The following is a 13119-nucleotide window of genomic DNA, read 5'->3' as shown; positions in this document are numbered from 1 at the left end:
GGTTTTCTCAACATCTGCGGCGGCAAGATGGCAACCGGGTGAAAATTTGGGTGAGTGATATGAGCTATCAAACGATCGGCGTGGGGGACCCCGCTGAGCTTACGTGCAGCTATGCAGTGTCGAAACTGCGCTTTCGGGGCCCTGAACGGGCATTGGACCGGCCATATGTGGCCTGTTTGGGCGGCAAAGAGACCTTTGGCCGATTCGTGGACCGACCTTACCCGGCGATCCTGCAACAAAGCCTCAACCAGTGCTGTATAAACTTCGGCAGCCTTTATTGCGGTGCCGAAGCTCTGGTGCAGGATCCCGGTCTGCTGGCCCTTGCCAACGCGTCAGAGCTGTGTGTGCTGCAGCTTCCCGATCTGGGCGGTCACTCCAACCGGTTCTATCGCGTGCATCCCCGTCGCAATGATCGTTTTGTGGCTCCGACACCGGATTTGGTGCAGCTCTATCCCGAAGAGGATTTTACGGATGTGCATTTCATCGGCCATCTGCTTGGGCGTTTGCAATCGCATCGGGACACACGGTTCGAACTCGTTCTGCAGGAACTCCGCCAGAGCTGGCTTGGCCATCTCAAATCGTTTCTCGTACAGATCGTTCCACCAGTCGTGATACTGGCGCTTGAGGTTGAAGAAGGCGAAACGGGTCATGTCGCTTTGCCGGTTGGGGCAGCACTGCTCAAATCTCTTGAGCCTCTTTGCGCGCAGATCGTGCAAATGCGCGCTCAGGTTTCCGGCGTGTCCGACGATCTTGAGGATGTGCTGTTCGGCACATTACAGCAGCCGATAGCGGAACACATGCTTGGCCCGGCCACCCATCGCCGGATCGCCGGTATACTATACCGTGCTATTCAGGAATTGACGGTCTGACGAAAAAGGCCCGCCAATGGCGGGCCTTTCAAGGAAGTATCGACGAAAGCCGTCGTCAGATCAGCCGAGTTTCTCAGTCAGTTCCGGTACCGCCTGGAACAGGTCGGCAACCAGTCCGAAATCTGCAACCTGGAAGATCGGCGCTTCTTCGTCCTTGTTGATCGCAACGATGACCTTCGAGTCTTTCATACCCGCCAGGTGCTGAATTGCGCCCGAGATGCCGACAGCGACATACAGGTCGGGGGCAACAACCTTACCGGTCTGACCAACCTGCCAGTCGTTCGGGGCATAGCCCGAATCCACGGCGGCGCGCGATGCGCCAACGGCAGCGCCCAGCTTGTCGGCCAGAGTTTCGATCAGTTTGAAATCGTCTTCCGAGCCAACACCACGACCGCCCGAAACAACAACGCCAGCCGAGGTCAGCTCGGGGCGGTCGCTTTCGGCAACCTTGTCTTCGACCCACGACGACAGACCGGGGTTGTCGCCGACCGAGATGGTCTCGACCGCTGCCGAACCACCTTCGCCCGCCGCGTCAAAGCTGGCAGTCCGGATGGTGACGACTTTTTTGGCGTCGTTCGATTTCACGGTCTGGATCGCGTTGCCCGCATAGATCGGGCGTTCGAACGTCGATCCGTCAACCACACCCGACGCATCCGAGATTACCATCACGTCCAGCAGCGCGGCAACGCGCGGCATTACATTCTTGGCGTCGGTGGTGGCGGGGGCAACGATATGCTCGTAGCCATCGGCCAGACCCACGATCAGGGCTGCGGTCGATTCCGCCAGGCGGTGACCCAGCGAGGCATCTTCGGCGACCAGAACCTTGGACACACCATCGATCTTGGCGGCGGCTTCACCAGCGGCGGCGGCAGAACCGCCTGCGGCCAGAACGGTGATGTCGCCCAGCGATTTGACGGCGGCAACGGTCTTGGCGGTGGCGTCAACCGACAGCTCGCCGTTGTTAACCTCTGCGAGAAGAAGAACAGCCATTACACAGCCCCCGCTTCTTTGAGTTTCTCGACCAGCTCATCAACCGAGCCCACGATGATACCAGCAGCGCGCGCCGGCGGCTCATCGGTCTTGACGATTTCCAGACGCGGGGTGACGTCGACGCCGTAATCGGCGGCAGTTTTCTCATCCAGCGGCTTTTTCTTTGCCTTCATGATGTTCGGCAGCGACGCATAGCGCGGCTCGTTCAGGCGCAGGTCAACGGTCACGATGGTCGGCATCTTGACGCTGATGGTCTGCAGGCCGCCATCCACCTCGCGGGTGATCTTAGCGGTGTCGCCTTCGATGTCCAGTTCGGACGCGAAGGTGCCCTGGCTCCAGCCCAGCAGGGCCGACAGCATCTGGCCGGTGGCGTTCATGTCGTTGTCGATCGCCTGTTTGCCCGCCAGAACGATGCCCGGCTGCTCTTCCTCGACCACTTTGGCCAGGATTTTCGCGACGGCCAGAGGCTCGATATCGGTGTGCACGTCGTCGGCCGCAACCACCAGAATGGCGCGGTCCGCACCCATGGCCAGTGCGGTACGCAGAGTTTCCTGCGCCTGCTTGACGCCGATCGAAACGGCAACGACTTCGTCAGCCTTGCCCGCTTCTTTCAGGCGGATCGCCTCTTCCACTGCAATCTCGTCGAACGGGTTCATCGACATTTTGACATTGGCGAGATCAACACCGCTGCCATCCGCTTTGACGCGAACTTTCACGTTGTAGTCGATCACGCGCTTGACAGGCACAAGTACCTTCATTTTTGCGTATGCTCCTTACAAAAACGGCAAGCCGCGTCGCGACTCCACCAATGCTCTCGCTGGCCTAGATAACGGGTCGCGATGGCCTGCAACAGAGCAAAATCGTCACGTCATGGTTTCGGGACGTCGCGTTTCGTCATTTTTCGACAAGAAACGAAATTTTGTTTCCCTGAGGCGGGCGCAATCAGCGGTTCGTGCCGCCTTTCGGGCCGGGGCTTCGCCCTTCCGGTCGCCATCACGTCCGCAGGACGTGCTGCCGCTTTCAGCGGTTCGCGCCCGGAACCCACAACACATCGTCGCGACCGCCGTTATTGGCGCAGCGGGCTGCGACAAAGAACCAGTCGCTGAGACGGTTCAGGTATTTCACCGCCGTTTCGTTCACAGGTTCCATGTTGGTCAGTTCCACAGCCAACCGCTCGGCCCGGCGCGAGACGGTGCGGCACACATGCAGATGCGCCGCCAGCCGCGACCCGCCGGGCAGAATGAAGCTGCGCAGCGGCTCCAGCGTTTCGTTCATCGCGTCGATCTCGGCCTCCAGCCGGTCGATCTGGGCCGGTACGATGCGCAGCGGCGGATAGTCGGCTTCGGCATCCTTGTCCATGTCCGGGCGGCAGAAATCGGCGCCCAGATCGAACAGATCGTTCTGGATGCGCGCCAGCGCGGCCTCGACCTCTCCTTCGGCTTCGGTCCGCGCCACGCCGACAAAGGAATTCAGCTCGTCCACCGTGCCATAGGCGGCAACGCGTCCGGAGTATTTGGCCACACGTTCGCCGTTGCCCAACGCGGTTTTGCCGTCATCCCCGGTGCGTGTGTAGATTTTGTTGAGTACGACCATCGCTTACCCTCCCTGTCCGCGCAGGTAGACGTAGAGCACGATCAAAACCACGGCAATGAACTGAAACAGGATACGCAGGCGCATCATCTTGTTGCTTTTCATCGCGGCGTCCTTGCCGGGTTTTCCGAAGTTGGCAATGCCCATCACCAGCACAGCGACAACCGCCGCCATGGCCAGAAGCAATATGACCATCAACAGGTCCATAAGATCACCGTCCGTGTTTTCTGTCTCTTTGGCCTTCATCTAGCGCCGATGGGGGCAAAAGCGAACGGGTAATTTCGCCTCAGACGTCCGACAGGATGCAATCGATGGTGCGGGTTGGAAGGATCCGGCGCAGATAACCGGCGATATAGGTGGGTGTTGTCACATAATACCGGCTGCGCGGCCGCCTTGCCTCGACCGCATGAGCCAGCTTGGCGGTCACCGCAGATGCTGGCAGCTCGAACGTGTCGGGGCCAGAGGATTCGTAGAGCCGTTTGAGCAGGTTATCCTCGTACCGCTTGCGCAGGGCCGAGTTTTGCCAGTCGATAAACCGTTCGAACATCGGAATGGCGTTTTCGCGGATTTTCGAGGTGATAGGACCGGGTTCGATCAATATGACCTTGATATCGGTGTCCCGCAGTTCCAGCCGCAAAGTGTCCGAAAGCCCCTCGATGGCGTATTTGGTCGCCACGTAAGCACCACGCCACGGATAGGCCACCAGCCCCAGAACGGACGAGTTCTGTACAATCCGCCCATGCCCTTGCGCCCGCATGACCGGAATCACCTGACGGGTCAGTTCGTGCCAGCCGAAAACGTTGGTTTCGAAGATCTGCCGCAACCCGTCAGTCGGGACATCTTCGACCGCGCCGGGCAGACCGTGGGCACCGTTGTTGAACAGCGCATCCAGCGTGCCACCCGTCGCCTCAAGCACCTGATGCAGGCCCGAGGTGATACTGTCGGCATCGGTGTAATCAATCAGCGGGCTGTCGAAACCTTGTGCGCGCAACCTGTCACAGTCGCGCTGCTGTCGGCACGAAGCAAAGACGCGCCAGCCGCGCGCGCGCATCCCATGCGCCGCATCCAGCCCTATTCCGGATGAACAGCCTGTGATCAGAATCGATTTCTGCATATCGCCCCCGCCTGTATACCTCGCCTATAGCTATGGCGTGGTTCTGGTCAGGACAATGACACAGTTGCGTCAGTTTGTGGGCTTTCGCACCAGCGATGCGGCGATCCATCCCACTCGCTGGTCCGGCAGCAGGCGCAGGCGCAGCCAACCGGTGCCCGAATCGCCCAGCACCTCGACCCGTTGGCCGATCACGCCCTTGGCGATGATTGGATAGATCGTGCCGGGGCCGTCGCGCATGTTCACGCGGGTGCCCGAAATCTCGCGGATGTCCTTCTCGGGTTCGATCACCTGAGATGTGGGTGTCACATCATCCTGAACTTCGACCGGAACCTGACTGAGCCCGGCAAGACCATCTTCCAGCGATGCCAGCGTGAAGCTCGCGCCCTGATTGTCAAATGCGGTGGGTTGCGTCAGCGGATCGTTGGCGACCTGCGTCAGCACGACGACGGCATCCGTCTCGGCCTTGGGTTCGGGCTGCACACGCGCAGGCACGGCGCGGGCTGCGACATTGGTCACCAGCTCTTCGGCCTGCGGTGCAGGGGCAGGCGCGGGGGCTGAGGCAACGCGGGCAGGCTGTTCGGCGCGGGTTCCACGCGGCTCGAATTCGGGGCCTCCGCTCATCACGTAGAAGCTCCAGCCGAGCATGGCGAAAGTGATAACAATAACGCGCGTCATGGCGCACCCCCTGGCAATCGTAACATCAATAAAAGGCAGCAGACTTAATGTTCGGAAGCTTACCATAGATTGGGTGCCGAGTCGAAAAACCGGGGAATTCCGATACTTGTCTCCCCCTGTTGCAAAAAGCCCGACTTGTCCCCAGCAAAATATGCGCCGATTGCTTTACCCGCGCGCGCTTGCGTCGTATCACATCATGTATGAACGACACGATCGACGACCCCAACATGGAGACCCCCGAGGGTGGGGGCGAGATAGCCGAACCGCTGCGCCGCGCAATTGGCGAGCGTTATCTGACCTATGCGCTGTCCACCATCATGCACCGCGCCCTGCCGGATGCGCGCGACGGTCTGAAGCCGGTTCACAGGCGAATCCTCTACGCCATGCGCGAACTGCGGCTGAGCGCATCGGGCGGCTTCCGCAAGTCCGCGAAAATCTCGGGCGACGTGATGGGCAACTATCACCCGCATGGTGATGCCGCGATCTATGATGCGATGGCGCGTCTGGCACAGGATTTCAACGTCCGCTATCCGCTGGTCGACGGGCAGGGGAATTTCGGCAATATCGACGGCGACAACCCGGCGGCCTCGCGCTACACCGAGGCGCGGATGACCATCGTGGCCGAAGCGCTGCTTGAGGGTCTGAACGAGGACGCTGTTGATTTCCGCGACAATTATGACGGCACGCTGACCGAACCGGTTGTGCTGCCCGCGCAGTTTCCAAACCTGCTGGCCAACGGTGCCAGTGGTATCGCCGTGGGCATGGCGACGAACATCCCGCCGCACAATATCTCGGAACTCTGCGATGCCTGCCTGCATCTGATCAAGACGCCCGACGCCCGTGACGATACGCTGCTGAACTACGTGCCGGGCCCGGATTTCCCGACCGGCGGCGTGATCGTCGAGCCGCCCGAGAATATCGCGCAGGCCTATCGTACCGGGCGCGGCTCGTTCCGCCTGCGCTGCAAGTTCGAGGTCGAGGATCTGGGCCGTGGTCAATGGCAGATCGTTGTTACCGAGATTCCCTATCAGGTTCAGAAATCCAAACTGATCGAAAAGATCGCCGAGCTGATCCAGACCAAGAAAATCCCGATCCTCGCCGATGTCCGCGACGAATCCGCCGATGACATCCGTCTGATCCTCGAGCCGCGTTCCAAGAACGTGGACCCCGAGGTGCTGATGGGGATGCTCTATCGCAACTCGGATCTTGAGGTGCGGTTCAGCCTGAACATGAACGTGCTGATCGACGGCGTGACGCCCAAGGTCTGCTCGATGAAGGAAGTGCTGCGCGCCTTCCTCGATCACAGGCAAGAGGTGCTGATCCGCCGCTCGCGTCACCGTCTTGGCAAGATCGATCATCGTCTGGAGGTGTTGGAGGGCTTTATCGTCGCCTTCCTGAACCTCGACCGTGTCATCGACATCATCCGCTATGACGACGACCCCAAGGCCGCGCTGATGCGCGAGGACTGGGGCATCGACCATGTCCGCGCCACAGATGAATCCGACTACGTCACGCCCAAACCGGGCGAGGGCGAGTTGTCCGAGGTTCAGGTCGACGCCATCCTCAACATGCGCCTGCGCAGCTTGCGCCGTCTGGAAGAGATGGAGCTGGTCCGCGAACGTGACGAGCTGATGCTGGAACGCGCCAACCTCGAAGATTTGCTTGCCGATCCCGCCCTGCAATGGGCGAAGATCGCCGAGCAACTCAAAGAGACCAAAAAGACCTTCGGCAAGGACTATGAAGGTGGTGCGCGCCGCACCCGATTTGCCGAAGCCGGGCAAGTCGAAGAGGTCCCGCTTGAGGCGATGATCGACCGCGAACCGATCACGGTTGTCTGCTCTCAGATGGGCTGGATTCGCGCCATGACCGGCCATATCGACCTGAAGCGTGAGTTGAAGTTCAAGGATGGCGACGGCCCGCGTTTCATTTTCCATGCAGAAACCACCGACCGCCTGCTGGTCTTTGCCTCCAACGGGCGTTTCTACACCGTCAGCGCCGCCAACCTGCCCGGCGGGCGCGGCATGGGCGAACCGCTGCGCCTGATGGTCGACCTGCCGAACGAGGCGCAGATCATCGACATCCTGATCCATAAGCCGGGGCGCAAGCTGCTGGTGGCCTCGGATGCGGGTAACGGCTTTATGGTGCCCGAGGATGACGTTCTGGCGCAGACCCGCAACGGCAAACAGGTACTGAACGTCAAGGGCGATGAAACGGCGATGATCTGTAAGCCGGTTGAAGGGGACCACGTGGCCGTCGTCTCGCAGAACGGCAAGTTCCTCGTGTTCCCGACCGAGGAACTGCCCGAGATGACGCGCGGCAAGGGCGTGCGCCTGCAGAAATACAACATGGCGCGCGGGCGACAGGGCACGCTGGAGCTGGATGGCGGCCTGTCGGATATCACCACCTTCAATTGGGAAGAGGGCCTGAAATGGTCCATGGGCGGCGACAAGACCCGGCATGAGGCCGATATGTCCCAGTGGCTGGCCAAGCGTGCAGGGGTTGGTAAAAAGCCCCCATATGGCTTCCCGCGGGATTATAAGTTCTCGTGATCGGGGCGCGTGTTAGGTGAAAATCTGCCGATACGGCTTGGCACAACCCGTATCGGTGCGCTACATCCAAAGAAAAACAGGCCTATCGAGACGAGAGACATGCTGCGCATTCTGACCCTGATCACCGGACTGGCCCTGATGGGCGCGTGTACGCAAACACAGGTTTATGAGGAACCCGAAAGCCTGGGTGAATTCAAGCTGCGTGTGAATTATGCGTTTGCGGAGAAAGCCAAACAGGGGCCGGTTTCCCGCGATGCGACGCCTCAGGAATGGGAAGAGGCCATCCAGAACGCGGTTGATATTCGTCTGGGCCGTTACGAGGGCGCGCAGGAATACGACATCGGCATCAGCCTTGAAGGCTATATGCTGGCCCCTCCGGGCATTCCGGTGATCTACAACCCCAAAAGCACCGCGATCGTTCTGGTGAATGTCTATGACGTCGAGAAGAAAGAGTTCCTTGCCAAGGGCAAGCAGTTCCAGGTGCTCGAAGATACCACCGGTGAAAGTGCCCTGACCGGGTCCGGAAATGTGCGCACCAGAGAAGAGCAGATGAACGGTCTGGCCCTGAAAGTTGCCGACCGGGTAGAGGAGTGGCTGGCCGAGGAACACAAGGACGATGGCTGGTTCGACAAGCGCCCCGACCTGATCCAGCCGCTCGATTCCGAGGCCGTCACGCAAAATCCGGCGTCCTGATCCGCATTTCCCTCAGGATGTGCTTGATTTTCCCCCCTGAACCAAATATCTCGCGCGCGCAGATGTAACCTACGGGACCACGGGTCCCCCAAATTGCAAAAAGGGCGCCTGAGGAATGGCAAAGGAAAAGTTTGAGCGTAATAAGCCGCACGTCAACATTGGTACAGTTGGCCACGTTGACCACGGCAAGACCACGCTGACCGCAGCGATCACCAAGTATTTTGGTGACTTCAAAGCGTATGACCAAATTGACGGTGCGCCGGAAGAGAAAGCGCGCGGGATCACCATCTCGACCGCCCACGTGGAATACGAGACCGACGCGCGTCACTACGCCCACGTCGACTGCCCCGGCCACGCCGACTACGTCAAGAACATGATCACCGGTGCCGCTCAGATGGACGGCGCGATCCTGGTTGTGAACGCCGCCGACGGCCCGATGCCGCAGACCCGCGAGCACATCCTGCTGGCGCGTCAGGTTGGCGTTCCTGCGCTGGTCGTGTTCATGAACAAAGTTGACCAGGTTGACGACGAAGAGCTGCTGGAGCTGGTGGAAATGGAAATCCGCGAGTTGCTGTCTTCGTACGAATTCCCCGGCGACGATATTCCGATCGTAGCGGGTTCGGCTCTGGCCGCGATGGAAGGCCGTGACGCGGCCATCGGCGAAGACAAGATCAAGGAACTGATGGCGGCCGTGGACGAATACATCCCGACCCCTGAGCGTGCTGTTGACCAGCCGTTCCTGATGCCGATCGAAGACGTGTTCTCGATCTCGGGCCGTGGTACCGTTGTGACCGGCCGTGTCGAGCGTGGCGTGATCAACGTTGGCGACGAGATCGAAATCGTCGGCATCCGCGACACCGCGAAAACCACCTGCACCGGTGTGGAAATGTTCCGCAAGCTGCTGGACCGCGGTGAAGCGGGCGACAACATCGGCGCCCTGCTGCGTGGTGTTGACCGTGACGGTGTTGAGCGTGGCCAGGTTCTGTGTAAGCCCGGCTCGGTGACCCCGCACACCAAGTTCGAAGCCGAAGCCTACATCCTGACCAAGGAAGAAGGCGGTCGTCACACTCCGTTCTTCGCGAACTACCGTCCGCAGTTCTACTTCCGGACCACTGACGTGACCGGCACCGTGACCCTGGCGGCCGGCACCGAGATGGTCATGCCCGGCGACAACGTCGGCTTCACCGTCGAGCTGATCGCACCGATCGCGATGGAAGACGGCCTGCGCTTCGCCATCCGTGAAGGCGGTCGCACCGTCGGCGCCGGCGTTGTGTCGAAGATCATTGAATAATTTTGGAACGCGGTGGGCGGCAGTTGCTCTGAAAGAGCAATGAGAGCCCACACTGTAGAACTAAAGAAGGCCGTCCCATATCGGGGCGGCCTTTTTCCTGCTGACGGATCTCTTTCGGGAATTAGTATTTCTTGTTCTGGTTGACCCGCTGGGGAAATCAGCCATCAACTCGAAGCGAGGATTAGAATGACTGCAATTGCATTTTGGCTGAACGAAGAGCGGCCTAATAATCCAAGTTTGTGGATAGCTGCTGACAGCCGAGTCAGCACCCGGAAGGGCCGGTTCCTCGACAACATTTTCGTCGAGCGACTGTGGCGGAGCCTGAAATACGAATGCGTTTACCTGCATGCTTGGGAATCCGGATCAGAGGCCAAGGCCGGTGTCGGCAAGTGGATCGAGTTCTACAACCGCAAACGCCCCCATTCCGCCCTTGGCGGCAAGCCTCCAGCCGTGGTCTATTGGCTGAGAAAAGACGAAACCAACCCCGATCAGCAGGAGCAAAGAGTAGCTTAACTTACGCTGAAACCTGTCCAAATATTGGGGAGTAGCTCACTAACCCTTGCCAAACCCCACTAATATGCGCGAGTTCTCAGTAAGAACGTCAAGGCTGGGTGATTCCCGCACTTTATTGATTTAGATGTCAGGCAGATTTCATAGCCGTCTCCCACAATTTGCACCCGTGCTCATCAGACATGAGCTGTGTCGTGACATGTGCTGATTTTCCCGCAGATTCTGAACAATTGGGGTGTTCTGCCATTATTTTAGCGCATTTAGCGTTCAATGTGCTCTCGCTGAAGATGCGGAAATCGCAGAACGGTCCGGTTGAGGGAGTTTGCAGTTGGGCTTGGTCAATGACATTTGGGCAGCGTTCCAGAGCGCCTTGACGGGTTTTGATTCCCGCATCACGATTTTTTATCTGTGCTGCACCGTTGTAATGGTCTACGCCATCTGGATGTTTCGCGGACGGCCCACGAGTTTCGTGCGCTTCCTGCTGCCGCGCGAAGTCTATCTACACCGCTCGAATATCGTCGACATACAGCTGTTTCTTCTCAATATGGTGCTGGGAGCGGTCGGATTTTTCGGGGCTGTTCTCTTTGTGCCGGTCGTTGCGAATTTCGTATTGAATCAGCTGGTTTCCCTGCAGGACAGCCCGTTTCAACCTTTGACAATGTCATGGGGCAGAAGTGCTGCTGCGACCCTGATCATCATTCTTGTCACGGATTTCTGCAAATACTGCACACATTACATACACCACGAAAACAAGGTGCTGTGGCCGTTCCATTCCGTTCATCATTCGGCGGAAGTCATGACCCCCATCACGGTCAGCCGAAATCATCCGTTGTACCTGGTGATCCGGAATATCATCATCAGCTTTGGCTTGGGTACCGCGCAGGCGCTCGCGCTCTTTCTGCTGATCGGCAAGATTGACCTGCTGACAATCGGCGGCGCCAATGCGGGTTATTTCCTGTTCAACCTGTTGGGCGCGAATTTGCGGCATAGTCATGTCTGGCTCAGCTATGGGCCGGTGATTGAGCATATCTTTATTTCCCCGGCTCAACATCAGATACATCACTCCAGAGCCAAGAAACACTTCAACAAGAACTATGGCGAAGTGTTCGCCATCTGGGACTGGATGTTCGGGACGCTCTATATCCCGCATGGCCAAGAAGAGTTGGAGTTCGGGTTGGCTGACGCTCGGGGCAAGCCGATCGAACAGCCTCATGGAACGCTGAGGGAAGCTCTGTTCCGTCCCTTTGTCGAAAGCTTCCAAGAGGCGACGGGGATTGAATTCAAGGCTGTTCCGCAAGATGTCACCCGGCGGAAATAACGGGATGACGCGCGGTCTGTCACTGTGGCTGGATGTGCTGCGGGTCGCCGCGACCCTGGTCGTGGTTCTGTCTCATTTCGCTTACCCGCGCTTTACCGGGGGCAGCTACGCTTTTCTGCGTGAGTGGAATGTTGGTAGTGATGCGGTCATCGTTTTCTTCGTTATTTCGGGTTGTGTTATCGCCTATGCGGCGGATCGCGACGGCACTGCGTCCCGGTTTGCGTTCAATCGCATTTCACGTCTGCTTTCGGTTATGGTGCCGGCTCTGGTCCTCACGCTGCTTTTTGATGCCTATGGCCATCGGCTCGATCCCGGGGCCTATCCAGTGCCTTTCTACGAACCGCAACCGACCGGTGAGTTTCTGTTGCGCGGGCTGACGTTTTCGAATGAATGGTCAGCATTCGGTCGCCTGCGCCTTGGAACCAACGGTCCGTTATGGTCGCTCAGCTATGAGGCGGCCTACTATATTCTCTTCGGAATTGCCGTTTTCACCCGAGGGTTCGCGCGCATCGCAATACTGTTCACCAGTATCGCGATTGCGGGGGTGAACATTCTGTTGCTGATGCCCGCTTGGCTGATGGGGGTTGCCTTGTGGCGCTGGTTCAAATCCGGCGGCCCTTCAACAATGAGCCACCAGTTGGGCTGGGCATTGGTCTTGCTGAGCACCCTTGTTTATCTGGCCGGGCACATGCTGGGCGTACCTGAATTTTTGGCGGGCACTACAGCCAAGGCACTGGGGGTTACGGATGCCCGTGCGGTTCTTGGGTTTTCGGATGAATTCCTGTGGAACTTCCTGATCGGCCTGTGTACCGCCATGTTTGTGGCGGGGATTGCGATCCTGAACCCCAAACACGTACCCGGCGAACGCCCTGTGCGCTGGCTGGCGGGGGCCAGCTTTTCGATCTACGTGACACATTACCCGGCGCTGCATCTTCTGGACGCAGCACTGGCGGATGTCGTTGGTCGAGACCTGATACTCCTATCCGGTTCGCTTGCGGTCGGCATTGTCTTCGCCCGCTGCTTCGAACGACCAATCAAACAGATTCGAGGGTGGCTGCGGGGGCCGGTCTTGGCGCCCAAGCCCGGGGAAGATCAAACCGCTCATTGAGCAGTCATGAGCCTTAGACCCATCAACAAACAGAACTTTCGACTGGATTGAGTTTACCTCTTTTCACAGCCGGTTCTTTGCGAACTACCGTCCGCAGTTCTACTTCCGGACCACCGACGTGACCGGCACCATGACCCTGGCGGCTGGCACCGAGATGGTTATGCCCGGCGACAACGTCGGCTTCACCGTCAAGTTGATCGCGCCCATTGCGATGGAAGACGGCCTGCGCTTCGCCATCCGCGAAGGCGGCCGCACCGTTGGTGCCGGCGTTGTGTCGAAGATCATTGAATAATTCGCGTGAGCGAATGATCGAACAGAAAGGGCGTCCCTTGGGACGCCCTTTTTCGTTTTTGCCTAAGCCAACAGTAATGCTAACTTCTTTCGTATTGAGACATTGCAATTAGAAGGAGGT

General features: G+C 58.8%; 12 protein-coding genes and 2 pseudogenes. 8 read left to right on the top strand and 6 right to left on the bottom strand.

Features of this window, described 5'->3' with window-relative positions; genetic code table 11:
- Positions 1–59: 59 nt before the first annotated feature.
- Positions 60–869: a DUF6473 family protein gene (locus tag ACR3E4_RS04865; RefSeq protein WP_480534809.1), complete on the top strand. Its 810-nt coding sequence runs from the start codon at positions 60–62 to the stop codon at positions 867–869.
- A 60-nt stretch (positions 870–929) separates the two neighbouring features.
- On the opposite strand, the gene ACR3E4_RS04860 is transcribed toward ACR3E4_RS04865, so the two are convergent.
- From ACR3E4_RS04860 to ACR3E4_RS04835, 6 genes are all read right to left on the bottom strand, one after another.
- Positions 930–1859 (bottom strand): electron transfer flavoprotein subunit alpha/FixB family protein, encoded by a 930-nt coding sequence (locus ACR3E4_RS04860; protein WP_480534811.1) that lies wholly within the window; start codon positions 1857–1859, stop codon positions 930–932.
- Positions 1859–2617 carry an electron transfer flavoprotein subunit beta/FixA family protein gene (locus ACR3E4_RS04855; protein WP_480534813.1) on the bottom strand — a complete coding sequence of 253 codons (759 nt, stop codon included), beginning with the start codon at positions 2615–2617 and terminating at the stop codon, positions 1859–1861. Before ACR3E4_RS04855 ends, ACR3E4_RS04860 begins: the two co-directional genes overlap by 1 nt.
- A gap of 262 nt (positions 2618–2879) precedes the next feature.
- Positions 2880–3452 carry a cob(I)yrinic acid a,c-diamide adenosyltransferase gene (locus tag ACR3E4_RS04850; protein ID WP_480534815.1) on the bottom strand — a complete coding sequence of 191 codons (573 nt, stop codon included), beginning with the start codon at positions 3450–3452 and terminating at the stop codon, positions 2880–2882.
- A 3-nt stretch (positions 3453–3455) separates the two neighbouring features.
- Positions 3456–3656 carry a twin transmembrane helix small protein gene (locus ACR3E4_RS04845; protein ID WP_480534836.1) on the bottom strand — a complete coding sequence of 67 codons (201 nt, stop codon included), beginning with the start codon at positions 3654–3656 and terminating at the stop codon, positions 3456–3458.
- 79 nt (positions 3657–3735) lie between these two features.
- The gene (locus tag ACR3E4_RS04840; RefSeq protein ID WP_480534817.1) at positions 3736–4563 is read right to left on the bottom strand and encodes an SDR family NAD(P)-dependent oxidoreductase; all 828 of its coding nucleotides are present in this window, start codon (positions 4561–4563) and stop codon (positions 3736–3738) included.
- Between the two features lie 69 nt (positions 4564–4632).
- Positions 4633–5238: an SH3 domain-containing protein gene (locus tag ACR3E4_RS04835; RefSeq protein WP_480534820.1), complete on the bottom strand. Its 606-nt coding sequence runs from the start codon at positions 5236–5238 to the stop codon at positions 4633–4635.
- Between the two features lie 200 nt (positions 5239–5438).
- On the opposite strand from ACR3E4_RS04835, the gene parC reads away from it, so the two are divergent.
- From parC to ACR3E4_RS04800, 7 genes and pseudogenes are all read left to right on the top strand, one after another.
- A complete protein-coding gene (parC, locus tag ACR3E4_RS04830) occupies positions 5439–7787 on the top strand; it encodes a DNA topoisomerase IV subunit A (protein ID WP_480534824.1) in 2349 nt (782 codons plus the stop codon).
- Between the two features lie 99 nt (positions 7788–7886).
- Positions 7887–8480 (top strand): hypothetical protein, encoded by a 594-nt coding sequence (locus ACR3E4_RS04825; RefSeq protein WP_480534826.1) that lies wholly within the window; start codon positions 7887–7889, stop codon positions 8478–8480.
- Positions 8481–8595: 115 nt separating this feature from the next.
- Positions 8596–9771: an elongation factor Tu gene (gene tuf, locus ACR3E4_RS04820; RefSeq protein WP_480536682.1), complete on the top strand. Its 1176-nt coding sequence runs from the start codon at positions 8596–8598 to the stop codon at positions 9769–9771.
- Positions 9772–10008: 237 nt separating this feature from the next.
- Positions 10009–10284, top strand: a pseudogene (locus ACR3E4_RS04815) (integrase core domain-containing protein); the annotation flags it as partial.
- A 325-nt stretch (positions 10285–10609) separates the two neighbouring features.
- A complete protein-coding gene (locus tag ACR3E4_RS04810) occupies positions 10610–11599 on the top strand; it encodes a sterol desaturase family protein (RefSeq protein WP_480536301.1) in 990 nt (329 codons plus the stop codon).
- A gap of 4 nt (positions 11600–11603) precedes the next feature.
- Positions 11604–12707 (top strand): acyltransferase family protein, encoded by a 1104-nt coding sequence (locus ACR3E4_RS04805; RefSeq protein WP_480536299.1) that lies wholly within the window; start codon positions 11604–11606, stop codon positions 12705–12707.
- 64 nt (positions 12708–12771) lie between these two features.
- Positions 12772–12999 (top strand): annotated as a pseudogene (locus ACR3E4_RS04800) (EF-Tu C-terminal domain-related protein); the annotation flags it as partial.
- Positions 13000–13119 lie beyond the last annotated feature (120 nt).

The sequence above is a fragment of the Ruegeria sp. AP11 genome (assembly GCF_056535865.1).
The sequence above is the reverse complement of the archived record's forward strand: the minus strand, read 5'-3'. Positions and strand labels throughout refer to the sequence as shown.